Source organism: Rhodococcus sp. 24CO (assembly GCF_050586165.1).
Classification (GTDB): domain Bacteria; phylum Actinomycetota; class Actinomycetes; order Mycobacteriales; family Mycobacteriaceae; genus Rhodococcus_F.
Genome location: NZ_JAZFNF010000005.1, coordinates 206,404 through 225,126, shown reverse-complemented (window position 1 = coordinate 225,126; position 18,723 = coordinate 206,404). Strand labels below are relative to the sequence as shown.

Genomic DNA, 18,723 nt, shown 5'->3' with positions numbered 1-18,723 from the left:
GGTATGTCATTCTCCGGGTGTCGCGAGAGTTGTTGTGAACGTGTAGAAACCGCTGGGGTGGAAGCCGGTCGAGTGCCATTGCGTCGATGCCACGAGTGGCGCCAGATACTCACGAAGGGCATGTCGCCACACGAAGGCAGAGGCGCGGTCGGTCCTTCTCAGCTGCTCTATGTCCCTGGGTATTCCGACGGCGATGTCGGCGGCGTCGGGTGGGATCTGAATCATCCGCGGCTCGCCACTTGCAGTGGGGCGGAGCACCTTCACAATGTCGGTGAGGTCCGCGCTCGCCCGCGGCGCCGCGGCTGCGCCGTCGAGTTTCCAGCTCACCAGCATTCGATCAGTGGCATCACCGGAATTGATGCCGTCCGCCATCGATCCGTAAAAGTTCGGGGTGTATTCGGTCGGCTCCGCGCCGAGGCGTTGGATGTTGAAGTACGCGTTCCGCGCGACGAGGGGATCGAACGTCCACCGGATGGTGTGGACCCCGCGTTCCAGACACCAATCTCGTTGGTGAAACTTGAGTTTGCGGCCGATTCCCAGGCCGGTAAACTCGGGCAGTACGCCGGCGATATGCGAATGCAGAACCTCGCCGAAGGGTTCGACGAAGAAGCCGACACAACCGCCGATCAACGTGTCCTCGGCAAACACTCCGACGACGTAGTGGCCGCCGTGGTGGAGAGCGATGAGCATCGCTGTGCCAAAATGTGCCGGGCCCGGACTGGTGGCCCATATCTTGTCGAAAACTGCGGAGAGTTCGTCGATTTCGTGGACGTCGACCAGTTCTCGAAACGTGACTGTCGGGTTACTCGGCACGGGAAATACCTTCTGTCGTGATCGACCGGATCAGGCCCGCCAGCAGTACTGTTCTCGGTGCGATCGCGGATATACGTGCATGCTCGGTCTCGGCATGGGCGCCACCACCGACGCCGCCCAGGCCGTCGAGGGTGGGGATTCCGAGCCCGGCGGTGAAGTTCCCGTCCGAGGCACCGCCGACGGCGATTCCTGCGGGTGGAGTCAGATCATTCTGGAGCGCAACATGTTCCGCGAGCGCCAGGAGTGTCGCAGACATGGCCGTTTCCATGGGTGGCCGGTTCACTTCACCCGATACCGTGATCACCGCATCGGGATGGAGTGTGCGCAGGCTCCTGATGTCCGAGTCGACGCGGTGCTGCTCGGCCGAACTGGTCGCGCGCACGTCGATGTCGACACGTGCTTCGGCGGGAACGGTATTGGTTGTGGTTCCGGCCGAAAGCACCGTAGGTGTGACCGTGGTGCCCAGATCAGGTGCCGACAATGCTGCGATTGTGATGACCAGGTGAGCGAGTTCCACTGCGGCGTTGATGCCCTTTTCCGGCTCCAAGCCGGCATGAGCCGCTCGACCGGAGACCTGAATTCGATACAGTGACACACCTTTACGGGCAGTCTTGAGTTCCCCGTTGTCGCCACCAGCTTCCAGGACCAGCACCGCCCCCGCTGCACATTTTTCGATCAACGAGCGCGACGTGGGTGAGCCGATTTCTTCGTCCCCGGTGACCAGTAGTGTGACGCCGTCGAGTGCGTCGACGCCGTGTAACTCCCGGACTATGGCAAGCGCGTGAATTGCTTGAACAACACCAAGTTTCATGTCGAGCCCGCCAGGACCCCGCAGTGCGCCGTCGGTGACGCTTGCAGGCAGGCGTGCCAGGGTGCCGATCGGCCAGACGGTGTCGTGGTGTCCGAGAAGCATCAACTGTGTCGGTGACGTTCCGAAGCTGACCAGCAGATGGGTTCTGCCCTCGACCACAATTGACTGGGCCGGGGCACCGAGTCGCTCGTGAATGAGGTCCGCGGTGGCCTTCGCGCTGCGGGTAACCGCGTCGAGGTCGTGTGACGGCGACTCGACTTCGATGAGCGCGAGGGTGTCGTCGATGATCTGGGGGAGGCGTTGTTCGGCGAGCCCCAGTAGTGCGGTCATTTCTCGCTCACCCGTGGGTATGCGCGGCTTCCGAAATGCAGCAACTGCGTACTCGCCTTGCCGGAGAACGTGATCCGAGACCAAGCCGACATCTGCGGCAGTCTGGTTGCGAAGACTCCTGGCCGAACTTCCAGCAGATCCAGATCCACCGCCGTGGTGATCTCCTCGGAGCCCGACGGGTTGGTGTGCTCGGTACGGGTGACGGTCAGGGAATTGCCGTTTCGTTCGACGGCAAAATCGGTAGCCGCATCACGGAAGATGCCGCACAGCGTATCCAGTTCAGCGGGAGAGGATGTCGTGCGATTTTCGGCATCGCCGGGTGTGAACTCCGGTGTAGAGGTCACGCCGGCGATCGTATCCGCCACTTCGGCACGGATGTCACCCGACAGCGCGTCCATCGCGCCGCCGTTGGTCATGAGGACAATGGCAATACCGCGCGACGGAATGACATCCAAATATGCCTGCTGCCCGAGTGTTGCACCCTTGTGACCGTGTACGGGCACCCCGTCCCAATCGTCGAGTAGCCAGGTGGTTCCCATTCCGTCGGCGGCGCTCGCGACGTCTCCGATCGGCATCTGCTGCTCGATCATGGCAAGATGCGTCGCGCGACGCAGGAGGACGGGATCGTCACGCATCGAATCTTGTGCGAACAGTAGGAGATCTTCGGCGCTGGAAGTGATGAGGCCGGCCGGACCCATGGAGCGAGTGATCAGGAAGTGTGGTGTCGGCTCGGTCTTTCCGGCAACGGCGACGTGGCCGACCGCCGCAGAGTGCAGCGCCGTCTCCTCCGGCAAGGTGGTGGTGTGGCGCAGCCCGAGCGGCTCGAGTATCCGGTCCCGCAGCACGGTATCCCAGCTTTGACCGCGCAGGACTTCGACGATGCGCCCGGCAATCGCAAATCCGGTGTTGCAGTACGACCAGCCGGTTCCGGGCGCAAAGATCTGCACTACCGATTTCAGCTCTGCCACATAACGTTCCAGGCAGTCGTCGCCGCGGCCGTTGTCGAGGAAGACGTCACCGTCGATTCCGCTGGTGTGGGTGAGGAGGTGACGCGTCGTGATCGATCTGCTTGCGGCTTCGTCGGCAACTGCGAAGTCCGGTAGTACTTTCCGGATCGGCGCGTCGAGGTCGAGCTTTCCCTCCTCGGCGAGTTGCATGATCAGGGTAGCCGTCCAGACCTTGCTGATCGACCCCATCTGGAACACCGTGTCCGGTGTCACGGCGACGCCCGTGCGGGTACTGACAACCCCGGACGAGACGACAGTGCGCTCGAATCCGCTGCGCGTGGTGGTCAGAATCCCCAGCGAGGCTCCGGGGACACCGTACTTTGTGGTGAGTGTGTCGAGTCGGTACTGCCAGTAATCGCGATCGACACCGCGGCGCGTCGGTTGCGGCGACAGGTGCCGCTCGATCCAGTCGACAAGGCGGGCAGCGTAATCGATTCGGTGTGACGGCCGGCCTGTGAGGACAAATGCGTGTGACGCTCCGGGATAGACCACTAGTTCGGTGTCCACACCGGCCAGGCGGAGTCCACCGAACCACTGTTCTGCCTGGTTGACCGGGCACAGGACGTCGCTGCCGCCGTGGAGGACAAGTGTTGGTGTCGTTACCTTCGCGACACGGCGAATCGGCGCGAGTTCGTCTGCCCGCGAGGAGGACTGATCGAATTCGAGCGTCTGCAGCAGAATGCCTGCATCGGAAGCACCCACGATGTGTGCCAAGTCGCAGACGAGCCCACCGGCAACCGCGACGGCAAATCTGTCCGTGGTGGACGTCAGGGAGGCTGTCATGAATCCGCCGTAGCTGTAGCCGACAACCACTAGTTGAGCTGGATCGGCAATGCCCTCGGCGATCAGAGTGTCGATCGGCTCGAGAAGGTCAGCGCGGTCTGCGTCCCCCCACCCGTCGTGAACGCCGCCGAAGAACGAATTCCCGTAGCCGTCGCTACCTCGAGGGTTGATCATCAGGATCGTGTAGCCACGGCTGACCAGTGCGCCGTGGTACGGATTCATGGGCGACGGCGTACCGGTCCACGCATTGTGCGGGCCGCCGTGAACGTCGAGAACCAGCGGGCCCGCGCCACGGACGTTCGGATCGCGCAGGATCCAGGCCTGAACGCGGGTGCCGTCACTGATGTCGAACCAGCGCTCGGTGGCTTCAGGAAATTCGATGTGTTGCGTTGTCGTCGAATTCAGATCGGTGACGAACTCGACGGCGAGGGTGTCCAGGTCGATTGTGGCGATTTCCGCGAAGGACGTTGCCGTGGTCAACGCAACGACAGCGTGGCGTCCGGAAACCGCGAGTCCGGAGATCACAGTGTGACCGCCGGTCAGAAGTGGCTTGACAGAACCTGTTTCGAGATCGAGACCGTGAAGTTCCGTGGATCCGTGGTGGCGAATACAGAAGGCGACGGTGCCGTCGTCGGTGAAAGCCGGCGCTCCGCCCGGGTACCCGGTACCACCGGGAATCACATTTCGATCGAGATCGCCGGTGAGGCTGCGATCGGCCATCCGTCGGTCGCGATGAAGCAGCAGGAGCTCGTTGTTGTGGATAGCCGGGACATGCCAGCCGACAGCAACAACAGCGGTGGCGTCGGGAGTCCACAGCAGCGGGCCACACACGCCGGTTGCGTTGCCCAACATGCGTGGAGGGGAACGGAGTTCGGTGACCGAGATGATCCACGCCGAGGTGGCCATGGTCACGTCGGCGTCGTCGTCCAGCGCTGCGGTGAAGGCCAGTTCCCGCCCGTCGGGGCTGTACACCTGGTGGGATGCGTCCCAGTCGCCATCAGTCAGACGCCGAGACGTGCCGTCGGTGAGGTCGAGTTCGAAGAGGTGCGTCCGCATGCTCGCGCGGACACCCGATCCGTCGACCTTGTAGTTCAGCCGGCGCGTCACCATGGGGCTGGTGGACGTCGATACCGCGCGGTCGACGGATGCAACAAACGCGATCCGGCCACCGTCCGGCGAGAACACGGGCGCTCCGGCGCCGAGTGGGAATTGTGCCGAGGTAGTCAGCTGCGTCGGCACTCCGCCGGCCGCGTCGACCGTCCACAGTTGCGGGATGTCCGCGGAATCGGGTCGGACGAATATCAACTGCGTCGAGCCTGGTCGCCAGGCCGGCGACGTGTCGGAAGGTCCGGCCGTGAGCTGCACCGCTGGGGAAGCCAACCAGATCGAGTCGGTAGTGGTGTCGTCGTCGAGATGTGATCGGCTACGTACATAGGCGATTCGGCCCGATGAGGAGACGGTAATGCCGGACGGCGTCACCACAGAGGTGTAGTCCTCGATGGTTGCCGCACGCCGGCCAGCGGGCACAGGTGTTGACGGTGTTGTCGGTGTTGACGGCGTCGTCATCGGAACATCGGCTCCCCGAGTTGTGGAACAGCGGACAGGAGTGTGGCGGTGTACTCCTCACGAGGAGAATCGATAACGTCGAGTACCGGGCCGTGCTCGACGATTTCACCTCCGAACATCACCGCAACGTGGTCACAGACGTACCGGATGACGGCAAGGTTGTGGCTGACGAACAGAACAGTGAGCCCGAGCTGTCGCTGTAGGTCCATCAACAGATTGAGGACGGAACCCTGCACGGAAACATCCAGCGCAGACGTGATTTCATCAGCGAGCAGCACTGACGGCGCAGCGGCGAGCGCTCGGGCCAGGGCAACGCGTTGTCTCTGACCACCCGACAGTGAAGCCGGGTAGTCGTGAGCTTTTTCAGCCGGCAGGCTGACCGTGGTGAGAAGCCTCGCGACTTCGGCTGCCCGCTCTCCGCGACCGCGCCGTGCCCGGTCACGTCGCTCGGTGGCGCGAAGGGCCTCGGCAAGAGACTGGCCGATGGTCATTCTGGGGTCGAGGCACGAATACGGATCCTGGAAGACCATCTGAATACGGTGGCGCAGTAATGCATTTGCACCACGCGCGTGAGCGACATCGACACCGTCCAGCAGGATCGAACCCGAACTGGGCTCAGCCAGTCCTACGGCTGCACGTGCCAGAGTGGACTTGCCGGAACCGGATTCACCGACGAGGCCGACTACCGATCCCGACGGGATGACGAGGCTGACGTTCTTGACGGCGTGGAATCGCCGGGAACCACTACCCAGGTGAACATTGACGTCACGAAATTCCACACTGCTCATTGCATCTCCTCTGCGAGCGACATCAGATCGTCCACATCGACGTCGACGGCGATCTCGGAACCCTGGGCCTGCCACGCCTCGTCGACTGTGGCCAGAGGCTTGTCACGATCGGTAGTCATGGTGGGAACCGCGGCAAGAAGTGCCTTGGTGTACGGGTGCTGTGCGCGTCCGCCGACCAGGTCGTCTACGGCGATGTCCTCGACTATCTCGCCGGCGAACATGACCAGTACCCGTGTACACATTCCGCTGATGACAGCCATGTCGTGGGAGATCAGGAGTATGGCGGCGCCAGTTTCCTCGCGGACGTTGTGCAACAGCCCGAGAACTTCCCGTTGGACGGTGACATCGAGGGCGGTGGTTGGTTCGTCGGCGATGATCAGTGCCGGTGTTCCCATCAGACCCATCGCGATCATGGCGCGCTGACGCATGCCTCCCGAGAATTCGTGTGGATACTGTTGTGCGCGCCGCTCGGCATCGGGGATCTTGACTGCCGTCAAGCGGTCGACCGCCGCCTTCTTGGCTTCGGACTTGCTCATTCCTTCGTGAAGCCAACCGATTTCGGCAACCTGATATCCCACCTTGAGAGACGGATTCATCGACGACATCGGATCCTGGAACACCATTGCCAGGCGGGTGCCGAGCTGGCGGGCCACGTTGCGTGACGATCCGTTGTCCGGTCGTACACCGTCCTTCATCAACACGGTGCCGTCGAACTCGATCAGACCGGCATCGACCACGGTGGGGTGGTCCGTGAGCTGCGCGATTGCCATGCAGCTCAGTGACTTTCCGGATCCGGATTCGTCGACGATGCCGACGGTCTCACCGCGCCCTACGGTGAAGCTGATGTTGTTGACTGGTCGACGCCATTCACCCTTTCCGGGGACGGCGACCGACAGGTTCCGAACGGTGAGAACGGCGTCAGCTGTTCCCGGTATCGAATCCGACGTCGCGCCACTGGTGTTGAGTGGCGTCCACTTGGGGAGTGTGCGGGTGAGCGGACTGCGCACACCTGCGCCGCGGGCTATTGCTTCGCCAACCAACGTGAAGGTCAGTCCGGCAAGGACCACGGCAATTCCAGGTGCCAGCGCGGTTGCGGGGTTCACGAAGATCTTGGACAGGCCTTCGTTGAGCATCCGCCCCCAGTCGAACGAGGGTGGCTGAATACCCAACCCGAGAAACGACAGACCGGCAAAGACGACCAGGCCCGTACCCACGGCGATGCTGGCGTTGACGATGAGGGGTTCGCGAATGTTCGGGAGTATGTGACGAAAAAGCAAGCCAGGTTTGGTGATCCCGAGGATTCGGGCCGCATCGATGAAGTCACGTCCGTTTACCGACGAGGCCAGCGCATAGGTCAGACGTGCAAACGCCGGTGCGATCGCGAGCCCGATCGCGACAACGGCGCTTCCTGCACCTTGCCCGAAGATGATCAGGAGGAAGATAGCCAGGAGCAATCCGGGGAAGGCAATCGCAAAGTTGAGGAATGCCACGACTATTCGGCCCATCCAGCGAGGGGCAAGCATGGGGAGTGTGCCGAGGGCGATCCCGAGTGTGACGCCGATGCTTACAGCTCCGAGCGCCATGGCGACAGACAAGCGGGCTGCCGTCATGGTTCGGGCGAAGACGTCGCGTCCGCCCGCGTCGGTGCCGAAGAGGTGTTCGGAACTGGGACCTTGTGAGAGCGCCCGCGGATTGGCTGCAACTGCGGCGTCACCCCAGATGATGGGCCCGAAGATCACCAAGGCGATCAGGGCTGCGAGAGCGCTCGCAGCCAGGATTCCGAGTGGAGTCCGGAGAGTTGCGACGATCCAGTGCCGTTGAGTGGTTGTCTGAGCGGTTGTCGGTGAAGTACTCAACTCAGTTCTCCCGGATCGTGGATCGTGGGTCGATAAGTGCGAGCACCACGTCGACGATGAAGTTGACCAGTAGGACGATGCCGCCGTAGACCACGACCAGGGTCTGGGCGAGGGGGTAGTCCTTCTCGGTGATGGACTTCACCAGCGCCAAACCCATTCCTGGCCAAGCAAAAATGCTTTCGACGAGTACCGTTCCCGCGATCAGGCCGCCAAGGAGCAGCCCGGCGAGGGTCAATGTCGAGGTGAGCAGATTGGGCATCGCGTGGCGGAAGTACAGGCGCGCCATCGGCATTCGTTTGGCGCGAGCCGTCCGGATGTAGTCCATGTCCAAAACCCCGAGTGCCTCGGCGCGAACGATGCGCGACATGGAGGCCGTAGCTCCGATCGACATCGCGGCGACCGGAAGAATGTAGCTTTCAAGGCCGCCTCGTCCCGCAACCGGCAGGATGGGGAACGTGACGGCAAAGAGGTAGACCAGGGCTGTACCGAACATGAACTCGGGAACGACGGCAAGAGCGCCTGACGTTGCCGTGTAACCGATCTCGACTCCGCGTCGGCGCCCGCCGCGCGTCAGGGCCGCGAAGACGAGCCCGATCGGAATTGCCAGCACCAGCACGGTGATAACGGTGAGTACGGCAAGTTCGAGGGTGGCGGGTAAGCGTGAACCGATCACCTCGAGGACCGGAGTTCTCAAGGTGATCGAATCGCCGGGATCCCCCGTCAGTAACCCGCCGATGAATCGAAAGTACTGCTGCCACAAAGGAAGATCATAGCCAAGAGCAGACCTCGTGGACTCTACGAGCTCGACCGGTGCGTTCATCCCCAACGCCAACCGAACCGGATCGCCCGGAATCAGTTGGAGCATCAGAAAGGCAGCTGTCACCAGCGCCCAGAGGGAAATCACGAAGGTGCCGAAACGACGTACGAGGTACGCCGGCCAGCTGTTGGCGGCGTCGAAGCGTCTTGTTCGAACTGTCGGCGCCGAAACGGATTTCACGGCTTCACGCATTGCACTCATGGCTGTCTTTTCGAGGTGTCGGGATGAGGAGACAGGCGGTACTTTCGGACAGCGGCCGGGACTCCGTGAGTCTCCGGCCGCTGCTACCGCTTACTGGTAGAGCCGCAGGGCGGAACCGACGTACGTGCGACCGAACGCGAGACCAGCGTTCTTGAAATAGACGGTCGTGAGCTTGTCCGCGAACGGCACTGCCGACACGGACTTGATGATCTGTGATTCCGCATCGGCCCACGCTGCACAGGCGTCTTCGCCGACCAATCCTGACGCCTTGGTGACTGCGGCGTCGTACTCGGGGTTGGCGATCGAGGAGAAGTTGAGCCCCTCGGCAGGTGCCGGTCCGGATAGGAACGGAACCAGCATGCTCGGCAACGACACGTTGATCGGTTCCCACGCGACGTCCCACGCGGTGTTGTCCTTGCCACTGAGCAGTACGTCGACGATCTTGTTGGAATCGCCGCCGGTGATCACGACGGTTGCACCGAGTTCGGACCAAGCCTGTTGGGCGAGGTCGGCTGCGGCGTTGGTCGAGTCACCGAAGGTTTCGTAGGTGAGGCGGATGTTCAGCGGAGCGCCGTCCTTGCTCCGCTTCCCATCCGATCCGGCCTTCCATCCTGCAGCGTCGAGGGTTGCCTTGGCGGCACCGAGATCGAAGTCGGGGAGGTTTCCTTCGATCGAGTTGTACGTACATGCACGCGGTTCGACGGACACCATGCTGGTCGAGCGCTCGCCTCGGCCGCCGGTGAACACCTCGGTCAGGTCGTCGAGGTTGAGTGCCTGGACAAGGGCCTTACGTACGGCTGGATCACTGGTCGGGTTTCCCGCGATGTGGTTGAAGAACATCTCGCCGCCCGGCGACGGGCGTTTTACGGTGGTCAGGTTTGCCGAATCGAGCCGATCCTGATCCGGTCCGGAAACCTCGGCGGCGTTCAGATCGCCGGCCAGGAGTTGATTCGTGGAGGTACTGGCGTTGGTGACGATCGTGGCGACCACGTCCTTCGGCACACCGGCCGTCGACGGCGTTGTGTCATCCGGACCCCAACTGTAACCGTCGCGGCGAGTGTACGAGTAGTGATCATTTGCCACCGCCTCGGTCATCGTGAACATGCCGGAACCGATCGTGGCCTTGTTCGCGGCCGTCGGATCCGCGAGTCCTGCGTCGCACATGATCGGTACGCGAGCCAAATTCAGCATGAGGAACGCCGACGCCTCCGGGGTGGACACGGTGACGGTTCGCGCTGCGACATCGGCTGTGGCACTTGCATTTTTCGGGACGTAGACACCGCGAAGAGCGGATCCTTTGGATTCGTCGGTGATGAAGCTGACGTTGTCGGCGACGGTCTGAGCGGTGAGCGCAGATCCGTCGGAGCAGGTGACGCCGTCACGAATGGTGAACTCGACCGATGTCGGTGTCTCGGTCCATTTCTCGGCGAGCCAAGGTTCGGTGACGCCGGTCTCGGGGTTGGGGTAGACGAGGTAGTCGTAGCTCAGCCGCGCCAGTTCGTGTGCGGGCGTCGCGGCTGTCATGAGTGGGTTGAGCGCTCCGGGATCTGCGCCCAGTGCAAGCGTGAAGGTGCCGTCGGTAACCGGTTCACCACCACCGTCACCTGAACCTGAGGTGCCGCCCGAAGAACACGCGGACAGCAGGAGAACCGCGCCGGTTCCGGCAGCGAGTAGTGCGTAGGACCGTTGTTTCATGGTGCCTCCGAGAATCAAAGCCTGACCCGAGCGAAACCACGTGCAGCGGGCGCGGAATGGATGACGACCGCTTGATCCTGTCGCATCGAGAGGATCAGGGCATCGTCGTCTTCTACGAAGATTTGGAGTGTATTAGTAGTGACCTACGAAGGATTCGGATAAAACAGACGAATCTGGAGCATTAGGCTGAAACGCGTCTCCGCATCATTTAGGTCAATTCCGGCAATTCCGGCAAGCTTCTTGAGTCGATAGCGAAACGTGTTCACATGGACGTGGATCAGCGCGGCCGCGGCGGGAATGTCACCGAACGTGTCGAGCCACGCCCGGAGAGTCGCTACGAGGTTGATGTCGTGTTCGCTGTCGTACTTCTGCAGCGCCGCAAGTGGCCCGGACGGCTTCTCGTTCTCGTCGGCCAATGCGTCGGACAAACGAAGCAACAGTGAATCGATCGGCACATCCGACGTCCGTGCGACAGTGCGGAGTGTGGAATTCCAACTCGATCGCAGAACCCGCAGAGCGCGGTCGGCCTCACCCCGTGATGCCTCCAACGATCGCGCGCCGGTCACTGTCGTCCCGATCCCGATGACAACAGATCTCTGGGATCGGCTCCGGTCGGCAAACTCCGTCGCGATGTGCCGTATGTAGTCGTCATCGGTCTGTTTCCGAGTGTGCGGGACGACGGCATAGACCGTGCCGCCGATCGGAGCCGCAATCGACATCGGAAATGATTGGTGCAGAAAAGTATTGAACGACGAGGCAAGATTGTCGACGTCGGCTTCGGCGTCCACGGGCACATCCGTATTGGACCGGAATGCAGCGGCAAGCACGGTCGCCTTGGCGCGCCCGTATCCGAGTCTCTCGGCGGCCGCTTTGGCCGCGGTTCCACCGTCGAGCAACGTGATTACTTCACTACGACGCAGTCGCTTTGCGGAATCGGCCGCAAGCCTGGCGCGGAGCATGCTCATCGCGGCTACGGTGGCGGCTTCGACAAGTGCTTTGACCTGCACGTCGTTGGGCTCTTCGTCCACGATCACCCAGATCGAGCCGAGAATCTGTGTTGCCGCATGGATTCTCATGCCGACCCGGGGTCTGACGCCGGGCCCGATACTGGGCAGGAAGACCGGCAGGGCAGATCCGTAGATCCGATTGAAGACACCCAAGGACCGGAGCCGGTCGGAATAGTGCTGTGGCACTTGGTGGCCGAGAACGCTCTGTTTGCGGGCCTCGTCGCCGCGCGCCTGATCTGCCGAGAACGCGAGGATGCGGCTGGACGGATTCTCGATCGTGACAGGACCGTTCATCACGTGTGCGATCGAATTGGCAAGATCGAACAGATCGGCTTCGGCGGTCGACGTCTGATCACCGCGAGTTCCGGATTCCAGGATCTCGTTGATCAAGGATGCGCTCTGGAGCCAGCTCGCGTCCTTGATCATCCCGAGTAGTGCGATGTCGGCGTCGTCGAGTGCCAGAGCAACGTCGTCGACGATGTCCAGTGGCTCTTTGACGATCAACGCTGCGGCGCCGGCGGCGCTGTATTCCCTTATCGCCGTGGCGATGTCGGCTGTACCGACAAGGCCGGCGCCGAGAACGACGGCGCCGGCGCTGTCACTGGCCGACTGCGGGCCCTCGTGCAGAACCACATGGCTGAACGTACGGGTGCTGGTGACGCCACTGCCGCCGCGCAGGAACGTCATACCGAGTCTGTCGACGATATCGACTATCGATACTCCGTTGCTCGTATGCACGATCACACTCTACGGGCAGCGATATCGCTCAGGCTGAAGGCTGCTCGGCTACTGCTTTCCCTACGAAACGGTGGGTCTGATCGAATGCAGCGGGTACCTGGATCGAGTCGGTCATGTCACTGATCTCAGCCCAGCGTTCGGCGACCACCTCGGGCGAGAGCGCTTCCTGCGGGATGTAGACGCCCTGCGACTCCTCCATGCGGGCGATCGCGAACACACCGGCGCCGGCGCTGAGGATCGTCTTGGTGGGTGCGTCCTCGGAGACCATGAACAGCGCGCCCGGTGAAATCGACTCGGGTGCAAGGAGTGCAAGGGTCTTCTCGTCGAGGAGGTCCTCGGTCATGCGGGTAGCCGCCGTCGGGGCAAGGGAGTTCACACGAATGCCCTTGCGCTCACCTTCGATGGACAACACGTTCATCAAACCGACGACGCCCGACTTGGCTGCGCCGTAGTTGGCCTGGCCGAAGTTGCCGTAGATGCCCGACGCGGACGTGGTCATCAGAATGCGGCCGTAGTTCTGCTCGACCATGTGCGGCCAGACAGCCTTGGACACGATGACCGAACCCATGAGGTGAACGTCGATGACCTTGCGGAAGTCGTCCAGGTCGGCCTTGATGAACGACTTGTCGCGCAGGATGCCGGCGTTGTTGATGAGGATGTCGACGCGGCCCCACTTCGCGATCGCAGCGGCGACCATGGCGGCAACTGCGTCGGCGTTTGTGATGTCGCAGTGGTCTGCAAGCGCTTCGCCGCCGAGAGCCTCGATTTCGGCTACTACCTTCGCGGCTGCGGTATCGGCGCCGCCACTGCCGTTGACGGATCCGCCCATGTCATTGACCACAACGCGTGCGCCGCGAGCGGCGAGCGCCATGGCGTGGGCTCGGCCGAGGCCACCGCCTGCACCCGTGATGATCGCGACCTTGCCGGAGAAATCCAATGACATGGGAAAAACCTCTCTGATCTGGGATACTACTGAGTATTACTATGTCAAGTGTGGAAACAAGTCAAGGCAGTGAAGGGTGAACGATGAGTGCTGACGCACCTGATATGCGCTCGGTGATCATCGAGACGGCCGCAGACGCATTTGCGGCCGACGGATATGCCGCGACGACCATTGACGACCTCGCCGATCGAGTCGGTGCTACCAAGGGTCTTGTCTACTACCATTTTCGGTCGAAATTCGATATCTACCTGGCTATTTTCGAGCAGGGCATGAGCAGGCTCAGAGCGGACGTCGACGGAGAAGTGGCGGCGGGCGGCACGGGATTGGTCAAGCTGGCGGCGATGTCTCGGGCACATCTGATCAATCTCATGACGCACCTCGGACATCATCATGCAATCCATCAGGGGGTACGGGGGCAGCTGAGTTCGGCACTCAAGCCACGCCAGCAGCAGGCGCTTGTCGAGCTCAATGCCCTGCGCTTGGACTACGAGAAACTTTTCGAACAGGTGATGATCGAAGGAGTTGCGGACGGTTCCATCCGCGCATCGTCACCACGCATGGCGGCAAAGGTGCTGCTCAGTAGTCTTAACGGTATTGATCTCTGGTATCGCCGTCGCGAGGGCCAGCCGCTTGCGGAAACCGAGGCGTTGGCTGACGAGATCGTCGAACTCTTGATCGGTGGGTTGCGCGCGGCCCAGTAGTGCGTCGCCAGACTGTCCGTAGAAATGACTGCGGTGGCGGACAGTCTGTCGGTTGTCGCAGCTCTCCCCGCACTTCAAGGTTCTCTTATGGCAATTACCGAGGGTGTAACCGGAGAACAGACCGGGGTGGATCGCGAGTACGGAGACCGCGTACTCGCCGTCGAACCTGGCGGAAACGAGTTCATTCCCGACGAGGATCGCCACGGCAAGCCCGGTCAGTTGTTCTGGACGTGGATGTCTCCCAACCTCGAATTCGCCACGATCTTCATCGGAGTTCTCTCCGTATCCGTATTCGGGATGACGTTCTGGCAGGCGACGCTCGGACTGTTCATCGGAACCGGTCTCGGTGCGGCCGCGCACTTCGTGTTGTCGGCACGCGGACCTTTGCACGGTGTGCCGCAAATGGTGCTCGGCCGGTTGGGCTTCGGATACCGAGGTAATGCTCTGCCGTCGGCGTTCATGTCGATCATGTGCGGCGTCGGATGGTTTGCGACCAACAGTGTCAGTGGCGCTTTTGCGCTCAACACGCTGACCGGATTACCGCCGGTGCCTTCACTGTTGGTGATCGTTGTCATCCAGACCGTGTTCGCTTTCTTCGGGCACAACCTGGTTCAGGCTTTCGAGCGATATGCGTTTCCCGTCCTCGCCGTGATCTTTGCGATCACCGCGATTGTCATTCTGACAAAAGCCAATCCAGGTGCGCCGGCGATCGAGGGCGGCGTCGGTGGACTCGGCGGTTTCCTCCTCACCGTGGGTACCGCGTTCGGGTACGCCGCCGGGTGGACGCCCTATGCCGCTGATTACACGCGCTACCTTCCGGCGTCGGTCTCGACCTTCCGAACAGGTCTGTTCGCGTCGGCCGGGCTGTTTGTCTCCTGCGTGGCACTGTCGGTGGTCGGTGCAGCATCGGTCACGATCGGCGCGGCGTCGTCGGATAACCCTGCCGACGCTTTCACCTCCAATCTTCCTTCGGCGCTTGCCAATCTGACACTGCTTGCCATCGCGCTCGGGGCCGTCGCCGCGAATGCGCTCAACGTCTACTCCGGCTCGATGGCCTTTGTGACCATCGGATTGAAACTTCCGGTGAAAACGCAACGCGCCATGGTTGCGATGGTTTTCGGAGTTGTCGGATTCCTGGTTGCATGGTGGGCACTCGCCGACGCAGCAGCAAGCTACGAAGCTTTCCTCCTTGTTGTCGCCTACTGGATCGGGCCGTGGCTCGGCATCATGTTCGCCGACCAGTATCTGCGCCGCGGGCAGCGGATCGACAATCTCCTCTACGACCCCGAACACACCAACTGGGGCGGATTCTCAGCCTTCGTGATCGCACTCCTGACCTCGGTTCTGCTGTTCTCCAACCAGGAGAAGTTCGTCGGGTACGTCGTCCGGTCAGTCCCCGAACTGGGCGACATCACGTTCTTCGTGGGATTTGTCATCGCGGGCGGGCTTTACCTCCTCGCCAACGGTTCGAAGATCTCGCGCGGCAAGTCGGTGAGCACACAGCGCTAGAAGCAGAGTCGCGTACATCGACGGCGTCGACGGGTCGTATCCGAGTAGCGCCCGGATACGGTCGAGTCGCTGATAGAGCGATTGCCGCCCCAGGTGCAGTGCGGCCGCCGAACGTGTTGCGCTGCAACCATGACGGAGATGGACCTCGAGTGTTCTGGTGAGATCACTCGAATGGGTGTCGTCCCAGGAAATCAGGGGAGCGACGACGGCAACCATCCGCTCCCGAACCTCAACCGGCAACTGGTCCACCGCAAGTTCAGGGGACAGTTCTCGAGTGGTTGTCACCACGCGCCCGGCGAGCCAGGTCCGGCGCGCCGACGTCGCAAGGCGAAGCCCCGATCGGGCAGCGTGCAATGCCGCACTCACCTCGGACGGCGTGAACGCACAGGGGTCTCCGATCACCACCGTGACTCCGTCGGTGATGTTGGACGACAGGGATGTTCCGAATGCCGCGCTCACGGCTCCGACAGCATCGATCGTCTTGGCCGGCACTGCCACAAGACCGAAAGTGCTGGCATGTACTTCGGCTCCCAAGTTCGGTTGGCCCAGTAGCTTGGCCGCGGAATCGAGAAGGCGAGTGGCGATTCGGGAACCAGGGGAGTCGATCGCGATCGCAACGACGCGGTGGCCGGGAGTGGGATGGAACCCGGCCGCTGCGGATCTGACGCGAAGGTCGATCTGCCGTACGTCGGTGCGCTCCAGTAGATCCGACACGAGAGTAGCGGCCGCCCGCTGGGGACGTCCGGTCAGGTTTCCCGAATAGGTCAGTGCCAACCCCAAGGAACCGGCAGAGCGTTGCAACAGCCCGTGCAACGTCGCCGGATTCAGTGTCGAACCAGGCCCGGCCGTCAGAGTTCCCCAGGCTCCGTCTCTGGAATGGATAGCGGCAGTGGCAGTTCCGGCGTCAGCGGCACGCCACGCGGAACGATCGTCGTCGACGCCATGTGCTGCGACGAGAGCGCCGCTGCCGCTTGTCACGATCAGCGGGCACCCGGTTATGTCGCTGATGCGCTCGAGCAGGGTAGCCACACCGCTGCCCGCCATCAACTCGATTTCGAGCACACGCGCGAGATCATTTCCCAGGCGCAGTACGGCGACTTCACGCGAAATGATCTCCGTATTTGCGTTCTGACACAGTTCGATGAAAGGGACAACAGTCCGGAGTGCGATCAACGGCATGCCCATGATCGCAGCTTCCTCGATCATGTCCGACGGAATCGCGTCGAAGGTTCGTCCGAGTTCTACGGCAACTCCGGCGACGTTTCGGTTCCCGACCTCTCGTAGATAGTGCCGCCTGGTCCCCGGATCGACCCCGGAAAGACCCAAGCCGGTGGTGAGCAACAGTTCGTCCCCGGACAATAGCGGACTGATCTCGTAGATCTCGCTCGAATGGACCCAACGGACCGTCCGTCCCAATTGGCTGCCACCAGCGAGAACCTGTGGATCGGCCCCGCGAAACTGGTTGTCGAGTAGCTCGCGCACGGTCAGAGTCATCGGTTCGGCTTTCCTCACTCTGGGCGACAGTATGTCCACACTAGGGGCGGCTCGTTACAACAATGTGTCGGTTGTGGATGTAGTCGGAACAGCAGAAAGTAGAGGGATGTCGACGACTGTGCCGAGCGCTTCTCGCGTTCTCGACCCCCAGACAATGTTGCAGGCAGCGATATCCGAGGCCGAACTCGGCCGCAGTGAGGGCGGAATCCCCATCGGCGCGGCACTCTTCGCGTCCGACGGCACCCTTCTCGGTAGTGGACGAAACCGTCGAGTCCAGCACGACGATCCGTCGGTGCACGGCGAAACCGACGCCTTTCGTGCGGCCGGAAGGCAACGCGACTATCGGCAGACCATCATGGTCACCACGCTCTCGCCGTGCTGGTACTGCAGCGGGCTCGTGCGTCAGTTCAACATCGGATCCGTGATCGTCGGTGAAAGCGTCACATTTACCGGCGGGCACGAATGGCTCCGCGAGAACGGGGTGTCTGTCACCGTTCTGCGAGATCAACACTGCATCGATTTGATGACCGAGTTCATCGAAACATACCCGGCATTGTGGAACGAAGACATCGGAGTGGCGGAATGAAAGCTGTATCGACCGTGGATATTTCCCTGTGGCGGGCCGGCGGGCCGGGCGCCGAGGCTGTCGAGCGTGAGGTGGACGAAGGGCTGCAACGTGCGGGCTTCCTCCTCGTGCGCGGGCATGGGATCACCCGCGAACTTGCCGCAGACGTGCGAGCCGCAGCCCGGAAGTTCTTTGCACTACCCGAGTCGGCCAAAGCCAAGTACGCCGCAATAGTCGGTGAACGCGGATGGATCGGTCCGGGGATGGAGGCAAACGGCTACTCCGAGGGAACCGAAACTCCGCCGGATCTCAAGGAGACCTTTGCGATCGGAGCCGAAACGCGGACGGGAGATCCGCTGGTCGACGACGTCTGGTTCCTCTCCAACGTCTGGCCGAGCGAGGTTGCCGAACTACACGAGCTCTTGACCGTCTACACCGCGCAGATGCGTCGACTGTCGGACGATTTGCTGGAGATGTTCGCAGCCGCACTGGGTTTGGCGAACAACCCGTTCGACGGGCTTGCCGACCTCCCCACCTGGACGTGCAACATCAACCATTACCCGCCGATGAGCATCGTGGGTGAGCCTGAGCCGGGACAGTTCCGTATCGGTCCGCACACAGATTTCGGAACGGTGACAGTTCTCGATCGTGAGCTTGGATCCGGTGGACTGCAGGTGTACACGGACGAGGGCGGCTGGGAAGACGCCCCGTACGACGCAGAAGCGTTGACGGTCAACATCGGAGACCTCCTCGAATACTGGAGTGGGAAACGCTGGCCGTCGGGCAGGCACCGCGTACTTCCTCCTCAGGCTGACGCTCCGGAGGAAGATCTGGTCTCGCTCATCTACTTCTACGAACTCAATCACGATGCGGTAGTCACCCCGTTGGAGTTGCCGATCGGGCGAGTGTCCGGCCTGGAACCCGTCGTGTCGGCCGACTTCATCAAACTTCGGTTGGACGCGATCACTCCCTAACTCGCGAGAATCCCTGGTTTGTCCCGTTCCCGGAAGAGGGGTAGTGTGTGGGCGTCGTGCGCCGTCCGAGCGCGCGGCGAACGAGTAGGAATTCAGGGAAGAGGAGGTGTGGCTTGTAATGCGTG

At 62.0% G+C, this 18,723-nt stretch carries 14 protein-coding genes; 4 read left to right on the top strand and 10 right to left on the bottom strand.

Annotation, left to right across the window (positions count from 1 at the left end):
• Positions 1-6: 6 nt before the first annotated feature.
• The 9 genes from V2B23_RS13955 to V2B23_RS13915 form a co-directional block, all read right to left on the bottom strand.
• Positions 7-813: a GNAT family N-acetyltransferase gene (locus V2B23_RS13955; protein WP_430950885.1), complete on the bottom strand. Its 807-nt coding sequence runs from the start codon at positions 811-813 to the stop codon at positions 7-9.
• Positions 803-1,954: a M20/M25/M40 family metallo-hydrolase gene (locus tag V2B23_RS13950; RefSeq protein ID WP_430950884.1), complete on the bottom strand. Its 1,152-nt coding sequence runs from the start codon at positions 1,952-1,954 to the stop codon at positions 803-805. Before V2B23_RS13950 ends, V2B23_RS13955 begins: the two co-directional genes overlap by 11 nt.
• Positions 1,951-5,310: a serine hydrolase gene (locus V2B23_RS13945; RefSeq protein WP_430950883.1), complete on the bottom strand. Its 3,360-nt coding sequence runs from the start codon at positions 5,308-5,310 to the stop codon at positions 1,951-1,953. The genes V2B23_RS13950 and V2B23_RS13945 overlap by 4 nt, the downstream gene beginning before the upstream one ends.
• A complete protein-coding gene (locus V2B23_RS13940; protein ID WP_430950882.1) occupies positions 5,307-6,098 on the bottom strand; it encodes an ABC transporter ATP-binding protein in 792 nt (263 codons plus the stop codon). Before V2B23_RS13940 ends, V2B23_RS13945 begins: the two co-directional genes overlap by 4 nt.
• The gene (locus V2B23_RS13935; protein ID WP_430950881.1) at positions 6,095-7,954 is read right to left on the bottom strand and encodes a dipeptide/oligopeptide/nickel ABC transporter permease/ATP-binding protein; all 1,860 of its coding nucleotides are present in this window, start codon (positions 7,952-7,954) and stop codon (positions 6,095-6,097) included. The genes V2B23_RS13940 and V2B23_RS13935 overlap by 4 nt, the downstream gene beginning before the upstream one ends.
• 1 nt (position 7,955) lies before the next feature.
• Positions 7,956-8,972 (bottom strand): ABC transporter permease, encoded by a 1,017-nt coding sequence (locus V2B23_RS13930; RefSeq protein WP_430950880.1) that lies wholly within the window; start codon positions 8,970-8,972, stop codon positions 7,956-7,958.
• Between the two features lie 90 nt (positions 8,973-9,062).
• Positions 9,063-10,667, bottom strand: coding sequence for an ABC transporter substrate-binding protein (locus V2B23_RS13925; protein WP_430950879.1), 1,605 nt, complete (start codon positions 10,665-10,667; stop codon positions 9,063-9,065).
• Between the two features lie 143 nt (positions 10,668-10,810).
• Positions 10,811-12,412 (bottom strand): helix-turn-helix domain-containing protein, encoded by a 1,602-nt coding sequence (locus V2B23_RS13920; RefSeq protein WP_430950878.1) that lies wholly within the window; start codon positions 12,410-12,412, stop codon positions 10,811-10,813.
• A gap of 28 nt (positions 12,413-12,440) precedes the next feature.
• Entirely contained in the window at positions 12,441-13,355 is a 915-nt protein-coding gene (locus V2B23_RS13915; protein ID WP_430950877.1) for an SDR family NAD(P)-dependent oxidoreductase, read from the bottom strand.
• A gap of 83 nt (positions 13,356-13,438) precedes the next feature.
• Between V2B23_RS13915 and V2B23_RS13910 the strand changes: the two genes are divergently transcribed.
• Together V2B23_RS13910 and V2B23_RS13905 are read left to right on the top strand one after the other, a co-directional pair.
• Positions 13,439-14,056, top strand: coding sequence for a TetR/AcrR family transcriptional regulator (locus V2B23_RS13910; protein ID WP_430950876.1), 618 nt, complete (start codon positions 13,439-13,441; stop codon positions 14,054-14,056).
• 87 nt (positions 14,057-14,143) lie between these two features.
• Positions 14,144-15,565 carry a purine-cytosine permease family protein gene (locus V2B23_RS13905; protein WP_430951155.1) on the top strand — a complete coding sequence of 474 codons (1,422 nt, stop codon included), beginning with the start codon at positions 14,144-14,146 and terminating at the stop codon, positions 15,563-15,565.
• Here V2B23_RS13905 and V2B23_RS13900 read toward each other — a convergent pair.
• Positions 15,446-17,059, bottom strand: coding sequence for a PucR family transcriptional regulator (locus V2B23_RS13900; RefSeq protein WP_430950875.1), 1,614 nt, complete (start codon positions 17,057-17,059; stop codon positions 15,446-15,448). The genes V2B23_RS13905 and V2B23_RS13900 overlap by 120 nt on opposite strands.
• A 106-nt stretch (positions 17,060-17,165) precedes the next feature.
• On the opposite strand from V2B23_RS13900, the gene V2B23_RS13895 reads away from it, so the two are divergent.
• On the top strand, positions 17,166-17,645 hold the full coding sequence (locus V2B23_RS13895) for a nucleoside deaminase (protein WP_430950874.1): 480 nt from the start codon (positions 17,166-17,168) through the stop codon (positions 17,643-17,645).
• Positions 17,642-18,598, top strand: coding sequence for an isopenicillin N synthase family dioxygenase (locus V2B23_RS13890; RefSeq protein ID WP_430950873.1), 957 nt, complete (start codon positions 17,642-17,644; stop codon positions 18,596-18,598). Before V2B23_RS13895 ends, V2B23_RS13890 begins: the two co-directional genes overlap by 4 nt.
• The last annotated feature ends 125 nt before the right edge of the window (positions 18,599-18,723 follow it).